The following is a 23,178-nucleotide window of genomic DNA, read 5'->3' on the forward strand; positions in this document are numbered from 1 at the left end:
CGAACCCACACCCTAGGATGCAGTGTTATGAGTGCATTTTAAAATGACGAACGCGTAAACCCAGTGCAGCCAGCCACGCGAAGTAGAGCGAGCCGCCCAGTACCACCAACCCAGTCACCCAGCTTATCCGTTGCCAAAGGCCAAACGCGAGCCAAGCCTGCCAGTCCGGTGCCACAAAATAGAGGGCCGCGCACATTAACCCGCTGCCACCGAGTAGCTGTATCGAATAACGCTTCCAGCCCGGCTGAAAGACCAGCACGCCCTGCTTATACAGTAAGTAGCCAAGCAGGCCCGCGTTTAAGAAGGCAGAAAGCGCGGTGGCTAACGCCAACCCGGCATGCGCCAGCGGCCAAATCAGCAGCAGGTTAAGCACCATATTAGCGACCATGGCGATAATGCCTACCTTCACCGGGGTTTTGGTGTCTTGGCGGGCAAAAAAACCTGGTGCCAATACCTTGATCAGCATAAAGGCCACCAAGCCAAAGGCATAAGCGCGCAGACTCATGGCCGCCATTTGGATATCGTTGTCGGTCATCGCGCCGTAATGGAACAGCGTGATCAACAGGGGCTCGGCCAGCACTGCTAGCGCCAGTGCCGCAGGCAAGCCTAACAGCAATACAATGCGGATAGCCCAATCGAGCATGGCCGCGAAGTGCTCCTTGGACTGATCAGCATGGCGTTTAGACAGCGCCGGTAAAATCACGGTACCAATGGCCACACCAAACACACCCAGCGGCAGTTCCACCAAACGGTCCGAGTAGTAGAGCCACGACACGCTCCCCGCCGCCAGCAATGACGCCAAAACGGTATCCAACAGCAGGTTAATTTGCGATACCGATACCCCAAACAGCGCAGGCCCCATGAGTTTCAGTATGCGTCGTACGCCCTCGTGGGCAAAGTTTGGCCAGGGCGTGGGCATCAGCCCCAAGCGCAATAAAAACGGCACTTGAAAAACCAGCTGCGCAGCCCCGGCGATCAGCACACCCCAGGCCAGTGCCATGGCGGGCTCTTCCATTAGCGGCATTAAAAATAGCGCCGCACCAATCAGCGAAAGATTAAGCAACACCGGGGTAAACGCGGGCACCGCAAAACGGTTCCAGGTATTCAGCACACTGCCTGAAAAGGCAGTAAGCGAAATCAGCAATAAATAGGGAAACGTTAAGCGCAGCATATCCGCGGTCAGCGCCAGCTTTTCCGGCTCACTGCCAAATCCGGGGGCAAACACCCAAATCAACCACGGCGCGCAGAGCATGGCCACGGCGGTAATCAGCGCCAGTGCTGCCGTTAAGCTACCCGCGGTCGCATTCAGTAGCGCACGTATCTCCTCCCGATCACGTTGGGTAGAGTACTCCGAAAGCACCGGCACGAAGGCTTGATTGAACGCCCCTTCAGCAAATAGACGGCGCAAAAAATTAGGGATCTTAAACGCCACGAAAAACGCATCGGCGCCATCCCCTGCCCCTAATAAGGTAGCGATAACCACGTCGCGCGCCAGCCCCATCACCCTCGACAGCATCGTCATCGTACTGACGACGAGGCCCGAGCGCATTAGCCCGCGGCGGGCTATGGCGGTGTTTGAGGAAGTGTTGGGAGCTTTCTTCGCTGTCATAAGCTATCCAGAAAAACCGTCTAGAAAAACCGTCTAAAAAAACTATCCAGAAGAACTATCCAGAAGAACTATTCAAAAGAACTATTCAAAAGAACTATTCAGAAAAATGGATCTAGAAAATCATCCAGACACAAAAAAACCGGCCGCAGCCGGTTTTTTTAAGGGCGTCTGCCGACTTACGCCGCCAGTGCCTTAATACGCTTGTTCAAACGGCTCTTCAGGCGAGCTGCTTTCTTCTTAGACAGCACGTCTTTGTCAGCAATACGGTCTACGACCGGCTGCATTGCCTTGAACTCTTCCATTGCCTTTGCGTGGTCGCCGGTGCCGATCGCTTTCACTACACGCTTGATGTAGGTGCGGACCATGCTGCGCTGGCTGGATTTCAGGACGCGACGGTTCTCGGCCTGGCGGGCGCGCTTGCGAGCTTGCTTGCTGTTCGCCACAGGGTATCTCCTTGGAGAATAAAGGTTGTCGAAAAACGACAACGAAATTAAATATGTTTTCGTCGGCTGCGCTAGTGCAGCACGACAATTCCACAACATGACACTTTAATAACCGATTGATTTGGCAAGTTATTCAGCCTACCAAAACGTATCACAGGCAGTTAAATGAAGCTGCCCATTCACGGGTCTTGTCTGAGAGGATGGCATAGTCTATCACGCGCTAAGCGTGCTTGCTAGCGGCTGCACCGAGGAGCCTGCACAATGCATGGTATTTTAGCATTCGAGGTAAAGCCACGCCTCTAAAGGAAAGAGGGCACGATATAGACTTTCTCGCCGAGAAATGTGTTAACGCCGAAACCCACCCAACAGACCCTAAATAACACTAGGGAATTATAAAAATACGTAAAACAACTGCAAGCATACAAACTTAAATTTAATGCGGTATACTTAACTCTTAATGATAAAAATTAACATAACCGAATTATCGAGGCATGGATAAGAAAAAATCAGAGGACGCTAATCAAGAATCTACTGAGATAGCTGTTATAGATTAAGCGAGTACCACGCGGCCAGCAGCATAGAGTATGCTGCGCAAGCGTGAGACACGAGCGCCGCTAATACGAGTAAAACTCAGCTAGCAGATAGCCTACTTTTCCTAATATTTTATTGCACCTGCCACAACCTATCCAGCATAGGGACCACCTAGCGCTCGCTAATTTAAAATTAGCATTTATTTTTGATTATCATGCCGTATGGACTTATTCGTGAAAAAAGCAGTTCTATCCAGATTCCAAAAGGGCGTCAAAAAAAATCATAGCGCTCAGCTTGTTCCACACTGTTTGCAGGCGCAATTTCATTCGCTGTTCACTCATCACCCAGATGGCATATTTGAGCTTAGCCTTGATGGCACCATCGTGCACTGCAATCTGGCCTCTGCCCTCATCACTGGCTTCTCAAAAGAACAACTGGCTGGAAAAGACTTTTTCCAGCTCATTCACACCGACGCCGCCCCTGTGGCGCCCGCTGACTTTAATACAACTCTTAAAAGCCAACATCAATATTATCAAGCGTTTAATGCTAACAGCCAAGATGGCAAGGTTCAACTTGAAGTCACCCATGTGCCTATTATCGCCGATGAACAGATGATAGGTGCCTATGCGATTTGTCGAGACATTACTCAGCAAAAACAGGATGAGAGCGAGCTACGCCTGCTCAAGCGAGGTATTGAAGCCAGCCCCAATGGCGTGGTGATGGCAGACGCCACTCAACCTCACTTACCGCTGGTCTATGTCAACAGTGCGTTCACTGATATTACCGGTTATAGCGCTGAAGAAGCGCTTGGGCGCAACTGTCGTTTTCTGCAGGGCGAAGACTCCAACCCATTAGCGGTAGAAGAGATTCGCCGCGGCATAACACAAAAGCAAGATGTGCAGGTCTTGCTACGCAACTACCGTTGTGACGGCAGCCTGTTTTGGAACCAATTATCGATTAGCCCAGTGTTTAATAAGGCGGGCGCCTGCACCCACTTTATAGGCATTCAGCAAGATATAACCCGCCAGCGAGAGCAAGAAGCGCGCCTAGCTTACCAAGCCGCCCATGACCCGCTGACAGGGCTACCTAATTTAGGGGCTTTACAGGCGCGTCTTGAGCGCGCACTGCAAAGCTGTGTACGGCAGGGCCATAAACTGGCCCTTCTGCATATCGATTTAGACGATTTCAAGCCTATCAATGACGCGTTTGGCCATGGCTTAGGGGACGAATTACTTAAACACGTTGCGCAACGTTTATTGGATACCGCAACCGCCGGCGTTAGTGTGGCTCGAATGTCTAGCGACGAGTTTATAGTACTGTTAGCACCTTACCAAAGTGAACAGGAAGTGATGGCTTTAACCGATCGTTTATTGGCAGCCCTTGCTCAACCATTTATGCTTGATCGACACCGCTTGCATATCAGTGCAAGTATTGGTATTGCTTCTAATAAAGGTAGCGTCACTCAGGCGCATGACCTACTCCATCACGCCAGTCTCGCGATGGAGGATGCCAAAAGCCAGGGACGTAATACATGGCAATGGTACTGCGGTGATGCCATTGATAATGTCGCCGAGCACGTTGTTATCAGGCGAGAGTTACAAGAAGCCATACAAACTGGGCAACTTGAAGCATATTATCAGCCCATTGTTGACGCTGGTAGCGGCATCATCCGCAGCGTAGAGACGCTTATTCGTTGGCATCACCCCACCAAAGGCTTAGTGCCACCAAGCGTGTTTATACCGATTGCCGAGCAAACAGGGCAAATTATTGCCATTGGTCGTTGGGTCTTGGAACGTGCTTGCCATGATATTGCTGCGCTTAATGTGGGTCGCGATCAGCCTCTCACGGTAGCGGTTAATATTTCGCCAGTGCAGTTTCGTCGTAATGGCTTTTTGGATGGAATTAAAGCAGCGCTTAAGGCCAGCGGCTTACCCCCCGAGTTACTAGAACTTGAAGTAACAGAAGGCACCTTAATGACCAAAACTGACCAAGCCATTGCGCTACTCAATGAAGTACGTGCCCTGGGCATTAGCGTTGCGCTGGATGATTTCGGCACTGGTTTTTCAAGTCTCAGCTATTTACGCGATCTACCCATCAATAAGGTGAAACTCGATATTCTATTTATTCGAGGAATTTCACAAAACGCTAAAAATGCGGCTATCGTGCAAGGCGTGATAACCATGGCGCATCACCTAAACTTAGCGGTAGTCGCGGAAGGCATTGAAACACGCGAAGAGCACATGGATCTGCGGCAACGCCAGTGCGATTTATTGCAAGGGTTCTTGTTCTCCAAACCTATACCATTTGAGATGTTAAAGCGCTTACCTCGAACGCTTACGCCACCTTAAAAAGTGGCTGGTAACTAACCTCTCTATAAACGCCATACATTATTTCTATAACATACCAAACTGGTTGTCTTGCCAAGGCGGCCTATTTCCAGACAGGAAAGACTCCGTGCCATTGCGCCGTTTACACACTCGCCTTCTGTTAGCCGTTATCATACCGTTGGTAGTGGTATCGGCGATGCTTTTTCCTATTTTCAATGTGCATATGGAAATGCGCTTAGACAACCTGCGTGCCAAGGCCGATGACGTGTTAAAAATCGGCCAAGAAGCCTTGACCCATGATCTCAGTGAAAGCATTACCTATACGCTCGCCATTGCTGAAACGCCCGGCATTAGGCAGTACCTAGCGGTACAAAGCTTGCCATCCTTAAGCGACCAACAATATGCACTTAGCGACATATCGCAGCTCTCCCATTTTTTAAACACCCTGATCAGCCACTACCCACGCTCTACTAAGCTGTCCGTGATCGATAACCAAGGCCGCGAGGTACTACGCGCGCCCAGTGACGTTGAGACAGGATCGCGTATAGCAGGTAATAACCACTCTAATACCGACTACTTCAAAGAAGCCGCCAAACTGTTACCGCGCGAACTGTATATCTCGCCACCTGGGCGTAATTTGCAGTACGAGCTGTTTGACCGCGATCAGGCCCCGACGGTAAACGTCGCCACCCCCATTTTTGCTGCCACGGGTGAACGGCTTGGCGTGGTACTGCTTAGCCTTAACTGGCATTACCTTACCCATACCCTGCAGCAAGCCATGCTGCTTGAACAAAATGCTAATACCATTTTGATCGACGGCCAAGGGCGCTGGCTGCTCAACGTGGCCTTCCCAGAGCTAGGTGCCACGGCCTTTGGGGATAATTTCGCGACGCTTGCGCCCCAATACTGGCACGTTATGCAGCAACATAGTGAAGGGTTCGCCTCTATCAACAATCATTTATTACGTTTTCAAACTGAAGATATACGCACCCATCGCAACCGCAGCTTAGCGGGCACCATATTCAGTGAAAACATCTACTCGCCCTGGAAAATAGGTGTCATGCTCCCTCTACCCACTTGGCGCACGCTGATCGAAGAAGAGCTAACCGTGCTCTGGTTTCTATTAATGAGTTACGGTTTCGCAGTGGCATGTGGGATATTTTGGGCCTTCAGCAGCCAACGCCAACGCATATTACGCAAAGCCGCTCAGCGCCACGCGCTGGAAGTGAGCGACCTGTATGAAAATGCCCCTTGCGGCTATCACTCGCTTGATCAAGCTGGGCGCGTAGTCAACATGAACCGCACCGAACTTGCCTGGCTTGGCTACTCTACCAAGGAAGCTATCGGTCTTATTGATTATCGAGAGTTCATTACGCCGGAAACCCGTGACCAGTTTGAACAAGCTTTCCAAAACGTAAAAGACAATCAAATTGGCAGCGCAGAATGTAGCCTATTAACGCGCAACGGCGAGCAGCGCCACGTGATGATTCAAGCCTCGGCCTACTATCGCAACGGCCAATTTGTACACACGCGCGCGACGGTGTTCGACCTTACCGAACGTAAACAGCTTGAAGAAAAATTACGTGCACAAGCCATGACCGATCCATTAACGGGCGTGTTTAACCGACGTTACTTACAAGCCCAAGCAACAATTGAAATGTCACGGGCGCGACGCCAAAACCACCCCATAGCGCTTATCGCGATAGATATTGATCACTTTAAACGCATCAACGATGAGTATGGTCATGATGCAGGTGATGAGGTACTGAAAAACTTCACGCAAATAGTGAGTGACCTGCTTCGCCAAGAAGACTTACTGTGCCGGGTGGGGGGTGAAGAGTTTGCGGTATTGCTCCCCAACACCGCCATTGAGCAGGCTCAGCAGGTGGCCGAGCGAATTCGTATCTCTATTGAACAGGCGCCCACCACTGTTGAATATGAAGGCACGCAACAAGCGCTCAAAGTCACGGCATCATTGGGTGTGACCCCGATTCATGTCCGAGAAAAATCGTTAAAACCTGCGCTTAAAAGAGCGGACATAGGGCTATATAAAGCGAAAGAAAATGGCCGTAATCAAGTCATCCTTCACACGCTATAGCGCTTGCCCCGCACCACAAAATCGGGGTTAAGCACTTGCTGGAGATTAGCATTGCTTAAAAGTGAGTTTCAAGTTAATCCCAGGCGCTAGTGTAAGCACCACGCTCATTATCGGCTTACTGTTTTCAATCAGAGCTTTGGACCACCAACCAATAAAAGCCCTCAGCGTTATTAGCGCCTTTGATGCGCTGGATATCTTCTTCGGAGAGTACCGACACCTCAGGGTAAGGCCTGCAAGCAACCGACAATAATATTGCAGGCCGCTTTAATCCGCTACACTTAGGAAGCCATTGCCAGTCTTTAGATATACGGCGAATCCTCGACGATATAGCTGCATGATCACCCCTCCAGGCTAATTGCAAAATATTTTTCAGCAAAGCCGTAATGATGTTTGGCATTTTGCCCTCAGAAAATAAAAGCATGTTGAACTTTAAAGCATCGCCCACCATAGGCGAGCACTATCAATGTTTGGAACTCTACGGCCAGCCTTTTTATCAGATTCAACATTTCTTTCGCCAACTGTGGGCCAAGGAAAGAGATAAGCTTATTGTCACATCAAAATTAGTGACCATGGACCGACCAATGCTCATAATTGACGCGCGTAAAGAGTCTACTATAAACGTGGTAGCACTGTTCTTAGTCCACATTATTATTATGAAACTACAGCGGATTCTCAATGGTAGAGAAAGCCAACTATAACTTATAGCAGCAGCTAGACATTACGAGTTCTCGGAGAAAAGCCAGTGATAGATTAAAGTTACTGAAACTCTGCTGACCCTTTTGCCTCTACCGTGTATGCCATAATGCTGCTGTTATTCAATAAATTAAGATATGTTAATCTTCCAATCATTCCAGCAAACTAGAAATGTGGATAAGATCGCAAACGCATTACTCCCTCCTATTCAAACATCTTCCGAAAGAGAGGTGTCAGCAGTTGCCCTCCTCGCTCACTCAAATGGTCATCATCGGTATACACTGGGATGCCATTGATGTCTCCCCAGCAGCGATCATCACCACACAAATAAGGGCGTGGGTCGAGCATGGTGATGCCACATTCTTCAGCAGCACGATCCTGAGCCTTCCAAGCAACAAGATGGCGCTGTTCATACTCCTCCAAACTGATCCACACGCGCGTTTCTCGACCTAGCAGGGCAGCCCGTCCCATCACTCTTGGAACATTAAGCTTCAATTCTGGAATGGGGCGCAGCATAAACACATCACGATGCTCGGAAAACGCACAGGCGGTGTCAATAATGCCCTGCTGCATTTCTCGATAGAATGGTAATCCCCCCATTTTTAGAGGGCTTCAAAAGTAGACCTCAGGCCATCATGGCCAACTTCTGTTGAGGAGTGATTCCTCCGAGTCCCATATTGGGTCGTTCGTGATTGTAGTGCCAGAGCCAGCAAGTAGCATAATCCTGGACTTCTTCGGTGCTGTCGAACAGATACTGTGCCAGCCAATCGTAACGCACCGTGCGGTTGTAACGTTCGATATAGGCATTCTGCTGGGGTTTGCCGGGCTGGATAAACGCCAACACAATGCCTTGGTTTTCCGCCCAGTTCGCCAACTTGCCGCTGATGTATTCAGGGCCGTTATCGGTTCGCTACAGATCTTCGACATTATCATCCCGATGACCAACGGTGGCCCCTCTAACTCGACTCATACCATCGTTACCTACCTGTACAGCTTCGGTCTCTCGCGGCTCAATATTGGCTTTGGTAGCGCCGCTGCGGTAGTGCTGTTTGTGCTCGCTATCGGCATTGCCTTCTTCTACCAACGCACCACCGGCAAGGGGAGTAAGGCATGAAAAGTATCACTACCCGTAACACCCTGCGTGTGATCATCCTAATTGTGGTGGCAAGTATTGTTATTGGCCCGCTGTTAGCGGCTTTTTTCGGGGGCTTCAAGGGCAATTCGGAGCTGCGTACCAATCCGCTGTGGCTGCCTGATAGTTGGGATGCCGGCAATTACATCGGCATCCTGCTGGACGGAAATTTCTGGCGCTATTTGGGTAACTCTTTCTTCATCTCGTTAATGACGGTGTTTTTAACCCTGGTGGTGGGGGCCGCAGCGGCTTATGTGTTTTCGCAGATCCGCTTCTTCGGCGCCAAAATGATCCTCTCCTATCTGCTGCTCGGCCTGATGTTTCCCTTTGCGGCGGCCATTCTGCCGCTGTTTATCAAGGTGCGGGATTTGGGCCTGCTGGATACCTATTGGGCGGTGATTTTGCCCCAGACGGCGTTTGGTTTGTCGTTAGCCATCCTGCTGTTTAAGGCTTTCTTCGACCAACTGCCCAAAGAGCTGTTTGAAGCGGCCTATGTCGATGGGTGCAGCTATTTACGCTTCTTCTGGTCGTTCACGCTGCCGCTCTCGACCCCCATTCTGGCCACCGTGGGCGTGTTTGTGTTTGTGCAGAGCTGGAACAACTTCCTACTGCCGTTAGTGGTGCTCAACGACCGCTCTATCTACACCTGGCCACTGGGCATGATGCAATTCCAAGGGGAGTACCTGACCCAGTGGAACATGATTCTAGCCTTCGTGACCTTGACCATCATTCCGGCGGTTATTTTCTTTCTCGCCGCCCAGAAGTACATCGTGGCTGGCCTGACCGGCGGCTCGGTTAAGGGATAAAGGAGGATCCATAATGAGCGATGTTATTCATAACCCGATTCTGGCCGGGTTCAATCCTGACCCCTCTATTTGTCGGGTAGGCGACGACTACTACTTGGCCACGTCGACCTTTGAGTGGTACCCAGGCGTTCAGATTCATCACTCCCGCGATTTGGCTAACTGGGAGCTGGTGACGCGGCCTTTGAACCGTGCCAGCCAGTTGGACATGCGCGGCAATCCAGACTCATGCGGCATCTGGGCGCCCTGTTTGAGCTATGCTGACGGGCTGTTCTGGCTGGTCTATACCGACATGAAGCGTTATGAGGGGAACTTCAAGGATGGACATAATTACGTGGTGACAGCGCCGCGTATCGAGGGGCCCTGGAGCGATCCGGTCTACCTGAATTCAAGTGGTTTTGACCCTTCACTGTTTCACGATACCGATGGTCGAAAGTGGTTGATCAACCTGCAGTGGGATTATCGCCAGCGCGAAGGGCGGGATCGTTTCGGCGGAATAGTGCTGCAACAGTATGATCCTGAGCAACGCCGCTTAGTGGGCGACATCACCAATATTTTCGCCGGTACCGAACTGAAGCTCACAGAGGGTTCGCATCTCTATTGGCGTGATGGTTGGTACCACCTCTTGGTGGCCGAGGGCGGCACGGGTTACCAGCATGCGGTGACCATGGCGCGTTCAAAAACGCTGACAGGCCCTTACGAGGTACATCCCCACAATCCCCTGCTGACGAGTCGAGATGATCCTGAAAACCCGCTACAGCGGTCTGGCCATGCAGATCTGGTCGACTCCCCTGAAGGTGACACTTACTTGGTGCATTTATGCAGCAGGCCCCTGCCAGGCACCCGGCTATCGCCGATGGGGCGCGAGACCGCTATTCAGCGCGTGGAGTGGGGTGAAGATGGCTGGCTACGGCTCGCCAATGGAGGCAATACCCCGGCGTTAAAGGTCGCCGTGAGTGGCGTTACACAAAAGCCCCCTGCGCAGGAGGAGCACTACGATTTTGAAACAGACACGCTGCCCGGTGCGTTTCAGTGGCTGCGTACCCCCTATCCGGAACGGCTATTTTCGCTCACCGAACGGCCCGGCTACTTACGTCTTTTTGGTCGCGAATCGGTAGGTTCCTGGTTTGAGCAGGCGTTAGTGGCGCGCCGCCAGGACAGCATCCACTGCAGTGCCGAAACGACACTCACCTTTGAACCCGAGGATATTCAGCAGTTTGCCGGGCTTATTGCCTACTACAACCGCTTCAAGTTCCACTATTTAGCGGTGACCTTGAACGATGCAGGCGACAAGGTGCTCAGCATTATCAGTTGCCTGGATGATTGGCCAAACGGCAACTTGAGTATCGCCGAGGAAGGCATCCGCATTGAGCCTGATGCCACGATTCGACTTGGGCTGGATATCCATGCCCGCGAGCTGCGCTTTCGCTATGCCCAGGGAGATCAGCCCTGGCAATCGATTGGGCCTGCCTTACATGCTGGCCTGCTTTCCGACGAAGGTAGCGGTCGTGCCCACGGCTATTTCACCGGCAATTTTCTAGGCATGGCCGCCCACGACATTAGTGGACGCGGCACCCCCGCCGATTTCCAGGCGTTTTGCTATCGCCGCGCCCCTCTTTCAGAGACGAGATAAGCTCATGGCTGAAGTAACACTACGCGACATCGAAAAGACGTTTCATGGCAAAACCACGGTAATCCCTGATTTAAATCTGCATATCGAAGATGGCTCTTTCACCGTGCTGGTTGGGCCTTCCGGCTGCGGAAAATCCACCTTGCTGCGCATGATTGCGGGTCTGGAGACCGTGACTCAGGGCACAATCACTATCGGCGGGGAAGACGTTACCACCGCCGAGCCAAGTGACCGGGACATTGCCATGGTTTTCCAGTCCTACGCGCTTTACCCGCACATGACGGTCGCTCGCAATATCGACTTCGGCATGCGGCTGGCAAAAGTGCCCAGCAAAGAGCGGGAAGCCAAAGTGGCCGAGGCCGCGCGCTTGCTCAACCTTGAGGATCTGCTCGAGCGTAAACCCGCCGAGCTCTCCGGCGGGCAGCGCCAGCGGGTGGCCATTGGCCGTGCCATTGTGCGTAGCCCCGGCGTGTTTCTGTTCGACGAGCCCCTCTCCAACCTGGATGCCTCGTTACGTAATCGCATGCGGGTCGAACTGGCTGAGCTGCATCAACGGCTCGAAACCACCATGGTGTATGTCACCCACGATCAGGTCGAGGCGATGACCCTGGCCGACTGCATTGTGGTGATGAACGCCGGGAAGATTGAGCAAATGGGCAAGCCCATGGCGCTTTATCAACGCCCCGAAACGCTGTTTGTGGCGGGTTTTATTGGCTCGCCGAAAATGAACTTGATCGAAGGTTCCCTAGCGGCGGCTTACGGTGCCACCACGCTAGGCATACGGCCCGAGCATCTAGAGGTGAGCCGCGAGCAGGGCGAGTGGAAAGGGCGTGTGCGATTCATCGAGAAGCTGGGCGCTGACGCTTTCGCCTATGTGGATAGCGAGCAGACCGGCCCGCTCACCGTCCGTCTCTCTGGCGATGTCGAGCTTAGCCATGGCGATACACTGTTTATCACTCCCCAGCAGGCCCAGCTCCATGCGTTTGATGCCGATGGAAAGCGGCTGCCTGATGACGTGGTACAAAAGCGTCCACAAAGTCGCGAGAGTATTGTCTAGGAGCAGTAAAAAATGACGACGATCACCCTAGAAAATGCCCAGCTGCGCTTAGTAGTAAACCCGGAAGTGGGAGGCTCAGTAGTACGTTTTGATGCATTGACGCAGGCAGGAGTCGTGGCGCTTATGCGCCCAGGTAGCATTGATGAACGAGATCCGAATCAACTGGCGATGTACCCATTGTTACCGTGGTCAAACCGGATTGCGAAGGGTGGCTTTGAGTGGCGTGGGCAATATTATCCCCTTGTGAAAAACCTTGAGAATGAGCCGTTGCCCATTCATGGCGATGGCTGGCAGCGTTCTTGGCAGGTCGTATCACAAAGTACGCACACACTGGAGCTTGAACTGCGTTCTAATGAACAGCCTCCTTTTGATTACCACGCTGAGTTGAGCTATTGCCTGATAGATCGCCGGTTGGAAGTAGCCCTTAGCGTGACGCATTTAGGCGACCAACCTGCACCTTATGGCTTGGGCCTCCATCCTTGGTTTCCCCGCACTGGCGATACTCGGATTACAGCGCTGGCGGAAGGCGTTTGGGAGGTTGATAAAGCGCAACTGCCACGTGAATGGCGTCGCCTGACACCGGAGTCCACCTGGAACTTCAGTAATGGGAAAGCGCTACCCGAACGCTTAATCGACAACCTCTTTACCGGTTGGAAAGGCCAAGCACGAATAGAATGGCCAGCTCGCGGTGTGGAACTTGAGCTCACTACTGTACCCACCATGTCCCGCTATCTGGTTTTCTCTCCCCATGCTCAAGCGGATTTTTTCTGTTTCGAGCCCGTATGAACCGCCCCGGTTATTCCGGAGACCGGTTTGTTTGAGTCAGGCAGCTTCACCCGACTCCTCCAATTGACGATAATACGTCCTTTCTCGTTCTGCTGGTGGAACGTTTCCTATGGGTTCCAGCAGTCGGCGATTGTTAAACCAGTCAACCCATCCCAGCGTGGCATACTCAACGGCATCTCGCCCTTTCCATGGTCCACGATGGTGAATCACCTCCGTTTTGAATAAGCCGATGATGGTTTCAGCCAGCGCATTGTCGTAGGAGTCGCCGGTGGTGCCGACTGAGGCATTGATACCCTCGTCAGCCATACGCTCGGTGTAGCGGATCGAGAGATATTGGCTTCCCCTATCACTATGATGGATCAACCCTTGTCTGTGTTTTCGTGCCCACAGAGCTTGCTCCAGAGCGTCCAGCACCAGTGCCGTTCTCATCGACGTCGCTACACGCCAACCCACGATACAGCGTGCATAAACATCGATAACGAACGCAACGTAAACGAAGCCAGACCAGGTAGCGACATAGGTAAAATCGGCCACCCAAAGCTGATTAGGACGCATAGCCGTAAAGTCACGTTTCACTAAATCAGGTGCCCGTTTCTGGCCGGGATCACTGAGGGTCGTGAAGGGGCGTTGGCCTCGCACCACGCCGCGAATTCCTAGGCGGCGCATGAGCCGTTCTACAGTGCAACGAGCAACATTAACGCCTTCACGGCGGAGTTGCCGCCAGACCTTACGAGCACCGTAGACGCAGAAGTTTTCTTCCCACACTCGCTGAATCTCAGCGGTAAGAAACGCATCCTGCCGATATCGATCTGCCCGCCGCTCAGGATCAGTCTCAAGTGCCTTGTGGTGGTAATACGTCGATGGGGCGATTGGCAGCTGGCTACAAATCGACTCGACCCCGAACTGAGCACGATGCTCGTCGATAAATGACACCATCAATTGGGTTTGCGGTCGAGCTCCGCCTGGGCGAAAAAAGCAGCCGCCTTACGGAGAATTTCATTAGCGCGCTTCAATTCGACGTTTTCACGCTCTAGCTGCTTGAGTCGTTCATGTTCAGGCAGGTTAACCGAGCTGTTTTCCTGCGTGAGTTCTGTGCGTTTGCACCAGGCTCTCAAAGTCTCTGGTGTACAACCGAACTTGCTGGCAATGGAGCAGATCGCCGCCCACTTGGACGGGTATTCGCCTTGCTGTTCAAGGACTAATCGAACAGCTCGCTCCCGGACTTCTGGGGAATATCGTTTTGGTGAGTTCATAACTCCATCCTCTCAAGATATGGAGTCTCCGGTAAAGCCGGGGCGGTTCACGTAAGCCATGTGGTGGATGCCCACCATAGCGTCTCACCTTTAACCGAGGGGTTAGTTGAACTGGCCACGGATCAGGCAACTTCAATGACGTGTCAGTTTAGCTATCAAACGACTTAGTAGCCTACAGACCTCTTTTAACTCCGATAGCGCAGGCACTGGTATCAATGTGGCGTTGATGCTGCTGGGCTGCGCGATTGGTGCTTACGCCTTCTATGCGATCAGTGCCATTGCCCCTGTCTTCTTTGTTATCTACTTCTTTGTTATCTACTTCGTCAAAGAGACGTGCGGGAAAGAGCTTGAAGAAATGGCTTATGAGTAAGTCGTTATATTGCCCCAATTAACTGCTCAATCGGGGATCAGGTGCCTATTTTAAACAGCATAAGGCTAGTTTTTATTAATAAAATCAAAAGGTTGGTTTCTGTTTTAAACATATAAGAAGTTGTTTAATAATGGTTTTTATTTACTGATGCTATGAGGTGGCATGGTGGCTGCAGTGGATGGGTTGAGAGCGTAACAGGAAGGACGACCTGTCGCTCTTACACGTTAAACCCAGTGCGATGCTCGCACAGATGTTTAAGTAGCAACGTTTGATAGGAGCAGTATCATGATGAAGACGGAATCTCTCAAGAAACTTGGCATCCTAGGTGTATCATTTGGCCTGATGGCCAGCCCACTTGCGTTTGCGCAAGTGGATAGCAGCGACGAGTACGAACCGACTCCGCAAGAAGAAACGACGCAGGATGATCAAGGTACCTACAACAGCTACGACACTGAGCAAGATAAAGGTTCGGATGTAGGCACTGAGTACGAAGAGGAAGAGCAAGAATTCACTTACGAAGAAGAGGAAGAGGAGCAAGAAGTACCCGCCACCGATGAAGAGGAGGATGATTCCGGGTGGTAATTGCAACTTTTTAAGGACTCACTTTTCTCGGGCTCATGGATGAGCCAACAGATGCCCCGCCAACTGCGGGGCATCTTTGTGTGTGGCCGTTAACACTATCAACCAAAGCGGACGATATAATTTCACGCTAAAGTGTTAAGCACCTTTATGCTTAACCATTGACTACGGTACCCACAAGGATGACTCAATGCCGCTGAAATGGACGCCCCTAAAGTGGACAGAAAAGCCCCAACTGCCCAAGGCTGATGGCCGTATAGCAGCGATTGACCTTGCCCGTGGTATCGCCATCGGCTTGATGATTATTAGCCACTCAGTCAGTGGGTTAGTGGGTATTCGCAATGTGCCTGATTGGGGCATGGTGCCGATTCATTTTCTGACTAAATTCTCCTCTTCGCTGTTTATTGTGGTATTTGGCATTGCCCTGGCGGTGGCGTTTCTTTCCCACACTCAAAGCGATGACTGGCCTAAGCGTCGGTTAAAGCTATGGCTGCGCGCTGTAGAGGTGTGGTTCTGGTATAAAGCGCTCCTTGTCATTGAGATGCTGCCGTTCTACTCGCCCAGCGAGATCGTCGATGCCTTGATGTATGGCCGTTTTGCAATTTGGGTCGAAATCTTGGGTTTCTACGCTATCGCGCTGCTATGGGTGCCGCTGATGCTGCCGCTATGGGCGCGGGCGCCGCTGTGGAGCCGCCTAGCTACGATTGGTGCGTTAACAGCACTCACTATTTGGCTGCAAAGCCTTACGTTTGGTGGCAACGATATTCTGAAAGCGCTGCTGGTGGATCACGAAGACCACTACACCTGGGGGCAGATTAGCCGTGCCCCGATGATTTTAATCGGGCTGCTTATCGGGGAAGCGCTACTTCGCTGCTATTTTGAACCGAGCTCTCGCCAGCGCTTAGTGCTCACACTGCTGGGGGCAGGCGCGCTAATGGTGGCAGGATTTTATGCGATGGCCTTTGCCAATGGCGATGTGCACGCGGCGATGCTGGCGATTGCCAACAATGTCGGTAAGCATCCGCCAGGGCTTGAGTTTATGCTGTTTAGCTTAGGCGGTGCGCTAGTGCTGTTAGCCCTAGCGTTAGCCGGGGGCGCCAAAGCTGCCAAGGCACTTTTGCCGCTGACGATGGTCGGTTCAGATGCCCTTAAAGCGTTTATTTTCCATATTGTGATGATCTTCTTGGTGCTGCGCTTTTTGTGGGAAGGCGAGGGGATGTATAGCTATCCACAGGCACTGGGCGTGGGCGGGCTGTTGATACTTGGCGCCGCGGCGTGGATTTGGGTGACCCGCTGGATGGCGAATCACCGTTAACCGCGATAAATACTTCTGGAGCTTACGATTTGCGACACTGGATTCAATGCGGGCTAGTGGCCGTAGTGCTGCTGATTGCGCTACCCGTGCATGCCGATGGATACGAGACTAATTGGTATTATGAAGTCGATAAAAAGAGCGCCTGGCAGGGTGATTTAACCTCTCGCTTGAAGGCTATCGAAGGTGTGTTTGAGGGCGAACTCGGCGTTTATGTACAAAACCTCCTCAGTGGTGAAGTATTTTCTTGGCGTGCCGATGCCCCTTGGTATTTAGCCTCGCTGATTAAAATACCGGTGGCAGCACAGGTGCTGGCCGAACGACAGGCGGGCACGCTGACGCTGGATGAGCGGCTAACGCTTGCCCAAAGTGACTTTGTCGATGGCGCGGGCCCCACCAACTGGCATGATCCCGGCACGCCTATCTCTATTCGTTACTTGCTGGAGCAGATGATTACCGTCAGCGACAACACCGCCACTGATATGTTGATTGATCGGGTAGGGCTTGAAGCGGTGAATCAGCGCGCGCGTACGATGATCGCGGCAAGCGGTGGCAATCCCGATGAGCTCGGCCCTATCTCAACGTTGGTCGGCGTTCGCCAAGGGGTTTACGGCGAGCTCCACCCGGATGCGCGCGCGCTTGGCGGAATGGATTTTATCGCTCTGCGCCAGCAAGCGGTAAGCCAGCGTGCCCAGGCGTTGGCCCGCGCGCTAGGCGTTAGCACAGAATCCTTTACCCAGCCCGATTACGACCATGCGTTTGATGCCTACGAAGCCACCGGCGAAAACGTGGGCACCTTACGCGCTTTTGGCGACCTTCTAGCTAGCCTGCACGGCGGCACAGATGACTTAAGCGCCGAGCAGCGGCAAACGCTGTTAGCGGTGATGCAGCGAACCAGTTCTGGCAAGCGGCGTCTTAAAGCGGGCCTGGGGGAAGGCATAAACTTTGCCCATAAAACCGGCACTCAGCAGCGGCGTAGTTGCGATGCCGGTATTGCCAAGCGTGCCAACGTTGAGACAACCACCCAAGGGCCATGGGTGATCGTTAGCTGTGCTCGCGGGCCCGTAGCGGTAAACGCGCACGAACGCGCCTTGGCCAGTGTCGGTGAAGCGTTGCGTTATAGCGGAGCCCTGGGTAAGCCGTGGTAAACTACTGCCCCGAATGATTCTCAGAACCTACTTAGTCAGGAGCAACTTATGACACAAGCCAGCGCCCGCCACATTCTAGTCAGCAGCGAAGAGCAGTGCCTAGCACTCAAGAAAGAGATCGAAAACGGCCGCGACTTTGCTGAAGTCGCCAAAGAGCACTCCAGCTGCCCCTCCAGCCGCCAAGGCGGCGACCTCGGCAGCTTTGGCCCCGGCCAAATGGTGCCTGAGTTTGATAAGGTCGTCTTCAATGACGAGGTCGGCCAAGTGCACGGCCCGGTGAAAACCCAGTTTGGTTATCACCTGCTAGAAGTCACCAGCCGCACTTAATTTTTCCTAACCAAACGCTCTTAATTGCGCCTAAAAGGCCGTCAAGCACCGCGGTGGTTCAACCGCGGTGTGAGGAGTACGCCTTGAACGACCCGATTATTACCATTAACGCCCTGAACAAAACCTACGAGGGTGGCTTTCAGGCGTTAACTCATATTGATTTAACGATTCAGCGCGGTGAAATCTTTGCGCTGCTTGGCCCCAACGGGGCAGGCAAAACCACGCTGATTAGCGTGGTATGCGGTTTGGTCAATCCCACCGCTGGCCATGTCATGGTCGATGGGTTCGATAATATTACCCACTACCGCCAGGCCCGCGAGCGCATTGGGCTAGTGCCCCAAGAACTGACCAACGAGGCGTTTGAAACCGTCTGGAACACCGTCAGTTTCAGCCGCGGTTTGTTTGGCAAAGCGCCTAATCCTGCGCATATCGAAAAAGTGCTCAAGTCGCTGGCGCTTTGGGATAAGCGCAACAACCGGCTAATGACGCTCTCGGGCGGTATGAAGCGCCGTGTGCTAATTGCCAAAGCACTCTCGCATGAGCCGCGGATTCTTTTTTTGGATGAGCCCACTGCCGGGGTCGACGTTGAACTGCGCCGCGAGATGTGGGACGTAGTGCGCCAACTGCGCGATAACGGTGTGACGATCATATTGACCACCCACTACATCGAAGAAGCCGAAGAGATGGCCGACCGCATCGGCGTCATTAATCGCGGTGAACTGGTGCTGGTAGAAGAGAAAGCGGCGTTAATGAGTAAGCTGGGCAGCAAGCAACTAATACTAAACTTGCACAGCCCGTTGACAGAGATACCTGCGAACCTCCAACGCTTTGAGCTGAGCTTAGCCGCTGAAGGGTTTGAATTGATCTATACCTACGATGGCAGCCAGGAAGAGGACGGTCACGCGATATCAGAGTTTTTAACGGCGCTGGAGCGGGAAGGGATCACTTTTAAAGATCTCAATACTCGGCAAAGCTCGCTTGAAGATATTTTTGTCGATTTGGTTAAGGAGCGCGCATGAACCTTCATCCCGTTCGCGCCATCTATATGGCCGAAATGGCCCGTACGCGCCGCACATTACTGCAGAGCATTGTCTCACCCGTCATCTCCACATCGCTCTACTTCGTGGTGTTCGGCGCGGCGATCGGCTCGCGAATCAGTGAGGTCAATGGGGTTAGCTACGGCGCCTTTATCGTGCCGGGTTTGATTATGCTAATGCTGCTGACGCAAAGCGTTTCCAACGCCTCCTTCGGTATCTTTTTCCCGAAGTTTTCCGGGAGCATTTATGAGCTACTGTCAGCGCCTATTTCACATTTAGAGATAGTGATTGGCTACGTGGGCGCGGCCGCTTCAAAATCGATACTGCTGGGGCTGATTATCCTGGCGACCTCAAACTTCTTTGTGCCGCTGGAGATTGCTCATCCATTTTGGATGCTCTTCTTCCTGGTGCTAACGGCGGTCACCTTTAGCCTGCTCGGTTTTATCATTGGTATATGGGCCGATGGCTTTGACCGGCTGCAGCTGGTGCCGCTGTTGGTGATCACGCCGCTGACCTTTTTGGGCGGCAGCTTCTACTCTATCGATATGCTGCCGCCGTTTTGGCAAACCATCACCTTGGCTAATCCCGTGGTGTACCTAGTGAGCGGCTTTCGCTGGAGCTTTTACGGTATTAGCGATGTTAGCCTGGCGGCCAGCGTGGGCATGATTACCCTGTTCCTGGTCGCTTGCTTGGCCACGATTGGCTGGATTTTTCGCACCGGTTACCGCCTCAAACCCTAATTTACGTTTAACTTCTGGATGCTAGCAGACCCTTATGCCACTACTGCAAAGTATTGTGCACCGTCTTGACCCGACGCTAGACGGTGAGCGCCTAACCCTAACCGCTGCGCCCCAAGAACAGGCGGCCCCCAGCGATAACCCGGTAATGACAAGCCTAGTGGGTGCGCTCAACGACACCTACAACACCAAGCCCAAAGGCTGGGGGCGCTTTGCCGAAGAAGGCGAGCAAGCAGGGCCCCTTGCCATGTGGCTGCGCGACTATTTGGCGGGTGATAAAAGCTTTGCCGAGCTTTCCGTTGCGCTGGCTGAAAGGCTCGCCAAGCAGCTTCAAGAGCAGCTGTCAGTGAGTGGTTACTTAGTGATTAGCCATCAGCGCCAGGGCGATACCGAAACGCTGCTGTTTGCCTTGGTGCACCAGCGCGAAGGGATTGGTATTAATTCTGAGCACCACGCGGTGCCCGCTGCCCAGCTCAATACCAGCCAGCTGACGCTGGCGGCGCGCATCAATCTTACCCAGTGGCAGAGCGATGCCCCGAGTGCGCAGTATGTCTCGTTTTTAAAAGATCGCGGCGGCAAAAAACTCGCCGAGGGCTTGGTTGCCTTACTGGGCATGGAAGAGGGCGTTGATGCCCCGGCGGAAACCCGCACGCTGCTAAAAGCGTTTAGCGACTACGTCGAAAAAGAGGATTACGACGACGAAGTGAGCCGTGAAAAAACCGACACGCTAGTGGACTACGCCAATGAACAGCTGCGTCGGGGCGAGCCGATGACCCTGGATGAGCTTTCCGGCTTGGTCAACGAACAGCAGCCCAAAGCGTTTTACGAGCATATCCGCAACGCCGATTACGGGCTATCGCCGGAAATTCCGCCCGATAAACGCACCTTGAGCCAGTTTCGCCGTTTCACCGGGCGTGCGGGCGGCGTCTCGATCAGCTTTGATTCTCATCTGCTCGGTTCAAGCATTGAGTACGACGCTGCTCAGGATCGCTTGATCATTAAGCAAGTGCCAAAGCAATTAAGAGAGCAGCTCACCAAACAAGACTAAGCTAAGGACAAGCGGTACCGACTCAGGAGACCCCAATGCTGAACGCCATTAGTGATTTTTTCCAGCGCACGCTGGCGCAACCCGAACAGCGTGAAAACCAAACGCTGACGCTGGAGCTTGCCACCGCCGCGCTGCTGTGTGAAATCGTCCGCGCTGATTACGACACCACCGACGAAGAGCTGGCCACACTGCGCAGCATGCTAATTGAGCGCTACCGACTAAGCGAAAGCGATGTAGAAGAGCTAATGTCGCTTGCTCAGGCGGAAGTGGATGAAGCCGTTGATCACTACCAGTTCGTTAGCCTGATCAAAGAGCACTATAACTACGGTCAGCGCTGTGAGCTGGTGGTACAAATGTGGCAACTGGCCTGGGCCGACGGCAATGTTGACCCGCTAGAAGAGCACCGCATTCGCCGCTTGGCGGATTTGCTACATGTCAGCCACAGTGATTTTATCCGCACCAAACTGCACGTAGAGGAGCGCAATAACCACGATGCATAACCGCAATGAAGACTCGAATTTAATGGACCTAATTGACTCAATTGAGAACATGGAGCAGGACGCTCCTCGAATCAGCGTTGATGATGTGGTTTATGCCGTAGGTCGGCGCTCGTTTGGGCCGCTCCTGCTGGAGGCTGGCTTAATTACCCTGACGCCGATTATTGGCGATATACCCGGTATGCCCACGCTGATGGCCGCGCTGGTACTGTTGGTGTCAGTGCAATTATTGGCGGGCAGTGAAGCGTTTTGGCTGCCTAAATGGCTGCTAAATCGCTCAATTTCGCGGCAAAAGTTTGATAAAGGCATTCATTACATGAAAAAGCCCGCCCGCTGGGTGGACGGGCTGCTGAAGGTTCGTTTGCCGTGGCTGACCGGGTATATCGGTATCCGCGTGACGGCGGTGGTATGCCTGCTTATCGCACTGGCCATGCCGCCCATGGAGTTTATTCCCTTTTCAGCCAACGGCGCGGGGCTGGCGCTGTCGCTGCTGGGGCTAGGCCTGGTTGCCCGCGATGGGGTGGCGCTGCTGCTGGGGTTTGCGCTGTTTGGCGCTACCTGCACCTTTATCGCGATGAATCTGTTATAAATTGAAGCGTTTTATTGTGTTCGGCGTTTAACCGGGAGCTACTGCGGGTCTTGCGCCAATAGCTCCTCCACCAGCCCATTCAGCCGCTGCTGGAACTGCCCGCCCGGCGAGGGTGGGTTGGGATCAGAAGTAATCACGACCGTCATTTCACGCTCGGGAATAACAAACAGTGCTTGGCCACCGTAGCCGCGCCCATAGTAAACATCTTCCCCTGCTAACTGAGTAATAAACCAACCGAAGCCGTATCCATCACCGGTCCAGCGAGAGGTGCCGCGCGGCTGCCACGATGTTGCTACCCAGCCTTCCGGCAGAACCCGCTGTTCATTGCCAGTCTCGTCAATGACTAGCCCATCGTTACGATACAGCTCGCCCACCTCAATCAACGCTCGCGGCGAAAGCTGCATATCATTGCCACCAAAATAGATGCCTTGTGGGTCGCGCAGCCAAGGGCGGATAGTGATATTGAGCGGATCGCCTAGCAGGCGTTGTGCCAGTGCATGGGTCGTCTCGCCGCTGGCATGGGTAAGCGCGGCGGAAAGCAGATGGCTGGTGCCGGTTGAGTAGAGCATTTCCCCGCCGGGTTCATCCACAAAAGGGCGAGTGATGGCATCGTTAACCCAGTTGTCGCTGGCTACCCAAGCGCCATAGTTACTGCCTGAGGTACGCTCAAGCCCCGCTTGCAGTGCGAGTAGATGGGCCACAGTGATCTCGCTAACTTTTGGATCAATACCGCTAGGAAGGTGCTCGCCAAACAAATCCACCATGGGTTGCTCAACGGAGTCGACAATATTCGCCTCAATCGCCGCCCCAGTGATCGCCGCCAGCACCGTTTTGGACAGCGATTTAATATTGGCAGGCGAGGCCACACCCGGCCCACTTTGATGATGTTCATGGATAATCTCGCCATCGTAGGCCACTACCATGCTGTGAATGCGTTCAAGCTGTCGGGTTTGCTGGTCTAGTGCCTGGAGTGCTGTTGCAGAGGGTTTATTTGCTGCCGCGGCAGAAGTAGTGAAAAACGACATAACAGCAAACGAAACAAGTAAAGCAGTAACGCGCATCGCAATACCTTCAGTATAAGTGGCAAAGGTTCGAGGCTAAGAAGCCGAAGAGGTTCCGCAACAGATAGCCGCGAGCATGAAGGTTAGGTGGTACTTTCTGCGCCTAAGAAT

Annotated in this window: 21 protein-coding genes, 2 pseudogenes and 1 other annotated feature; of the genes and pseudogenes, 16 read left to right on the top strand and 7 right to left on the bottom strand. The window is 52.9% G+C overall.

The window, feature by feature from the left end:
• Positions 1-25 precede the first annotated feature (25 nt).
• Together murJ and rpsT are read right to left on the bottom strand one after the other, a co-directional pair.
• Complete coding sequence (gene murJ, locus ACXUPB_RS17705; protein ID WP_472953711.1) at positions 26-1,609, bottom strand: murein biosynthesis integral membrane protein MurJ; 1,584 nt, start codon at positions 1,607-1,609, stop codon at positions 26-28.
• Positions 1,610-1,785: 176 nt separating this feature from the next.
• Positions 1,786-2,052 (bottom strand): 30S ribosomal protein S20, encoded by a 267-nt coding sequence (rpsT, locus tag ACXUPB_RS17710; RefSeq protein ID WP_022521977.1) that lies wholly within the window; start codon positions 2,050-2,052, stop codon positions 1,786-1,788.
• Between the two features lie 839 nt (positions 2,053-2,891).
• On the opposite strand from rpsT, the gene ACXUPB_RS17715 reads away from it, so the two are divergent.
• Together ACXUPB_RS17715 and ACXUPB_RS17720 are read left to right on the top strand one after the other, a co-directional pair.
• Positions 2,892-4,931, top strand: a complete 2,040-nt coding sequence (locus ACXUPB_RS17715; RefSeq protein ID WP_472953713.1) for a putative bifunctional diguanylate cyclase/phosphodiesterase — start codon at positions 2,892-2,894, stop codon at positions 4,929-4,931.
• Positions 4,932-5,037: 106 nt separating this feature from the next.
• Entirely contained in the window at positions 5,038-7,008 is a 1,971-nt protein-coding gene (locus ACXUPB_RS17720) for a diguanylate cyclase (RefSeq protein WP_472953715.1), read from the top strand.
• Between the two features lie 124 nt (positions 7,009-7,132).
• Here the strand turns inward: ACXUPB_RS17720 and ACXUPB_RS17725 are convergent, their stop codons facing one another.
• The 3 genes and pseudogenes from ACXUPB_RS17725 to ACXUPB_RS17735 form a co-directional block, all read right to left on the bottom strand.
• Positions 7,133-7,456, bottom strand: a complete 324-nt coding sequence (locus tag ACXUPB_RS17725; protein WP_179917293.1) for a hypothetical protein — start codon at positions 7,454-7,456, stop codon at positions 7,133-7,135.
• A gap of 449 nt (positions 7,457-7,905) precedes the next feature.
• Positions 7,906-8,301: an SGNH hydrolase domain-containing protein gene (locus tag ACXUPB_RS17730; RefSeq protein WP_472953717.1), complete on the bottom strand. Its 396-nt coding sequence runs from the start codon at positions 8,299-8,301 to the stop codon at positions 7,906-7,908.
• 25 nt (positions 8,302-8,326) lie between these two features.
• Positions 8,327-8,611, bottom strand: a pseudogene (locus ACXUPB_RS17735) (transposase); the annotation flags it as partial.
• 200 nt (positions 8,612-8,811) lie between these two features.
• On the opposite strand from ACXUPB_RS17735, the gene ACXUPB_RS17740 reads away from it, so the two are divergent.
• Genes ACXUPB_RS17740 through ACXUPB_RS17755 form a run of 4 tightly spaced genes read left to right on the top strand, consistent with a single transcriptional unit; the run spans position 8,812 to position 13,109 of the window.
• Positions 8,812-9,639: a carbohydrate ABC transporter permease gene (locus tag ACXUPB_RS17740; protein WP_179916932.1), complete on the top strand. Its 828-nt coding sequence runs from the start codon at positions 8,812-8,814 to the stop codon at positions 9,637-9,639.
• A gap of 13 nt (positions 9,640-9,652) precedes the next feature.
• Complete coding sequence (locus tag ACXUPB_RS17745) at positions 9,653-11,269, top strand: glycoside hydrolase family 43 protein (RefSeq protein ID WP_472953719.1); 1,617 nt, start codon at positions 9,653-9,655, stop codon at positions 11,267-11,269.
• A 4-nt stretch (positions 11,270-11,273) separates the two neighbouring features.
• On the top strand, positions 11,274-12,323 hold the full coding sequence (locus ACXUPB_RS17750) for an ABC transporter ATP-binding protein (RefSeq protein WP_335596751.1): 1,050 nt from the start codon (positions 11,274-11,276) through the stop codon (positions 12,321-12,323).
• 12 nt (positions 12,324-12,335) lie between these two features.
• Positions 12,336-13,109: an aldose 1-epimerase gene (locus tag ACXUPB_RS17755; protein WP_472953722.1), complete on the top strand. Its 774-nt coding sequence runs from the start codon at positions 12,336-12,338 to the stop codon at positions 13,107-13,109.
• 36 nt (positions 13,110-13,145) lie between these two features.
• Here ACXUPB_RS17755 and ACXUPB_RS17760 read toward each other — a convergent pair.
• Positions 13,146-14,362, bottom strand: a protein-coding gene (locus ACXUPB_RS17760; protein ID WP_350359482.1) for an IS3 family transposase whose coding sequence is annotated in 2 segments (ribosomal slippage) — positions 13,146-14,077 and positions 14,077-14,362 — 1,218 coding nt in all. Because the reading frame shifts where the segments join, the coding sequence is not laid out codon by codon here.
• Positions 13,971-14,087, bottom strand: a sequence feature (AL1L pseudoknot). It overlaps the preceding gene by 117 nt.
• A 217-nt stretch (positions 14,363-14,579) precedes the next feature.
• On the opposite strand from ACXUPB_RS17760, the gene ACXUPB_RS17765 reads away from it, so the two are divergent.
• The 10 genes and pseudogenes from ACXUPB_RS17765 (at position 14,580) to ACXUPB_RS17810 (ending at position 22,006) form a co-directional block, all read left to right on the top strand.
• A complete protein-coding gene (locus tag ACXUPB_RS17765) occupies positions 14,580-14,732 on the top strand; it encodes a hypothetical protein (RefSeq protein WP_472953723.1) in 153 nt (50 codons plus the stop codon).
• 285 nt (positions 14,733-15,017) lie between these two features.
• Positions 15,018-15,314 (top strand): hypothetical protein, encoded by a 297-nt coding sequence (locus tag ACXUPB_RS17770; protein ID WP_374694456.1) that lies wholly within the window; start codon positions 15,018-15,020, stop codon positions 15,312-15,314.
• A gap of 187 nt (positions 15,315-15,501) precedes the next feature.
• On the top strand, positions 15,502-16,626 hold the full coding sequence (locus tag ACXUPB_RS17775) for an acyltransferase family protein (RefSeq protein ID WP_472953725.1): 1,125 nt from the start codon (positions 15,502-15,504) through the stop codon (positions 16,624-16,626).
• 56 nt (positions 16,627-16,682) lie between these two features.
• On the top strand, positions 16,683-17,771 hold the full coding sequence (locus ACXUPB_RS17780) for a serine hydrolase (RefSeq protein WP_472956761.1): 1,089 nt from the start codon (positions 16,683-16,685) through the stop codon (positions 17,769-17,771).
• Positions 17,772-17,816: 45 nt separating this feature from the next.
• Positions 17,817-18,098 (top strand): annotated as a pseudogene (locus ACXUPB_RS17785) (peptidylprolyl isomerase); the annotation flags it as partial.
• 83 nt (positions 18,099-18,181) lie between these two features.
• Positions 18,182-19,117 carry an ABC transporter ATP-binding protein gene (locus ACXUPB_RS17790; RefSeq protein ID WP_472953726.1) on the top strand — a complete coding sequence of 312 codons (936 nt, stop codon included), beginning with the start codon at positions 18,182-18,184 and terminating at the stop codon, positions 19,115-19,117.
• Positions 19,114-19,875, top strand: coding sequence for an ABC transporter permease (locus ACXUPB_RS17795; protein WP_008959452.1), 762 nt, complete (start codon positions 19,114-19,116; stop codon positions 19,873-19,875). The genes ACXUPB_RS17790 and ACXUPB_RS17795 overlap by 4 nt, the downstream gene beginning before the upstream one ends.
• A gap of 34 nt (positions 19,876-19,909) precedes the next feature.
• Positions 19,910-20,920: a nucleoid-associated protein gene (locus tag ACXUPB_RS17800; protein WP_472953728.1), complete on the top strand. Its 1,011-nt coding sequence runs from the start codon at positions 19,910-19,912 to the stop codon at positions 20,918-20,920.
• 35 nt (positions 20,921-20,955) lie between these two features.
• Entirely contained in the window at positions 20,956-21,420 is a 465-nt protein-coding gene (locus ACXUPB_RS17805) for a tellurite resistance TerB family protein (protein ID WP_472953730.1), read from the top strand.
• Entirely contained in the window at positions 21,413-22,006 is a 594-nt protein-coding gene (locus ACXUPB_RS17810; protein ID WP_472953733.1) for an exopolysaccharide biosynthesis protein, read from the top strand. Before ACXUPB_RS17805 ends, ACXUPB_RS17810 begins: the two co-directional genes overlap by 8 nt.
• A 38-nt stretch (positions 22,007-22,044) precedes the next feature.
• Here the strand turns inward: ACXUPB_RS17810 and ACXUPB_RS17815 are convergent, their stop codons facing one another.
• Positions 22,045-23,067 (bottom strand): serine hydrolase domain-containing protein, encoded by a 1,023-nt coding sequence (locus ACXUPB_RS17815; RefSeq protein ID WP_472953735.1) that lies wholly within the window; start codon positions 23,065-23,067, stop codon positions 22,045-22,047.
• Between the last annotated feature and the right edge of the window lie 111 nt (positions 23,068-23,178).

The sequence above is a fragment of the Vreelandella sp. DA03-1M genome (genome assembly GCF_055725665.1).

Coding starts and splice junctions, on each gene's coding strand:
- murJ (WP_472953711.1), bottom strand. CDS start 1,609: ATGACAGCGAAGAAAGCTCCCAACACTTCCTCAAACACCGCCATAGCC.
- ACXUPB_RS17725 (WP_179917293.1), bottom strand. CDS start 7,456: ATGGTGGGCGATGCTTTAAAGTTCAACATGCTTTTATTTTCTGAGGGC.
- ACXUPB_RS17730 (WP_472953717.1), bottom strand. CDS start 8,301: ATGGGGGGATTACCATTCTATCGAGAAATGCAGCAGGGCATTATTGAC.
- ACXUPB_RS17740 (WP_179916932.1), top strand. CDS start 8,812: ATGAAAAGTATCACTACCCGTAACACCCTGCGTGTGATCATCCTAATT.
- ACXUPB_RS17745 (WP_472953719.1), top strand. CDS start 9,653: ATGAGCGATGTTATTCATAACCCGATTCTGGCCGGGTTCAATCCTGAC.
- ACXUPB_RS17750 (WP_335596751.1), top strand. CDS start 11,274: ATGGCTGAAGTAACACTACGCGACATCGAAAAGACGTTTCATGGCAAA.
- ACXUPB_RS17755 (WP_472953722.1), top strand. CDS start 12,336: ATGACGACGATCACCCTAGAAAATGCCCAGCTGCGCTTAGTAGTAAAC.
- ACXUPB_RS17770 (WP_374694456.1), top strand. CDS start 15,018: ATGATGAAGACGGAATCTCTCAAGAAACTTGGCATCCTAGGTGTATCA.
- ACXUPB_RS17775 (WP_472953725.1), top strand. CDS start 15,502: ATGCCGCTGAAATGGACGCCCCTAAAGTGGACAGAAAAGCCCCAACTG.
- ACXUPB_RS17795 (WP_008959452.1), top strand. CDS start 19,114: ATGAACCTTCATCCCGTTCGCGCCATCTATATGGCCGAAATGGCCCGT.
- ACXUPB_RS17800 (WP_472953728.1), top strand. CDS start 19,910: ATGCCACTACTGCAAAGTATTGTGCACCGTCTTGACCCGACGCTAGAC.
- ACXUPB_RS17805 (WP_472953730.1), top strand. CDS start 20,956: ATGCTGAACGCCATTAGTGATTTTTTCCAGCGCACGCTGGCGCAACCC.
- ACXUPB_RS17810 (WP_472953733.1), top strand. CDS start 21,413: ATGCATAACCGCAATGAAGACTCGAATTTAATGGACCTAATTGACTCA.
- ACXUPB_RS17815 (WP_472953735.1), bottom strand. CDS start 23,067: ATGCGCGTTACTGCTTTACTTGTTTCGTTTGCTGTTATGTCGTTTTTC.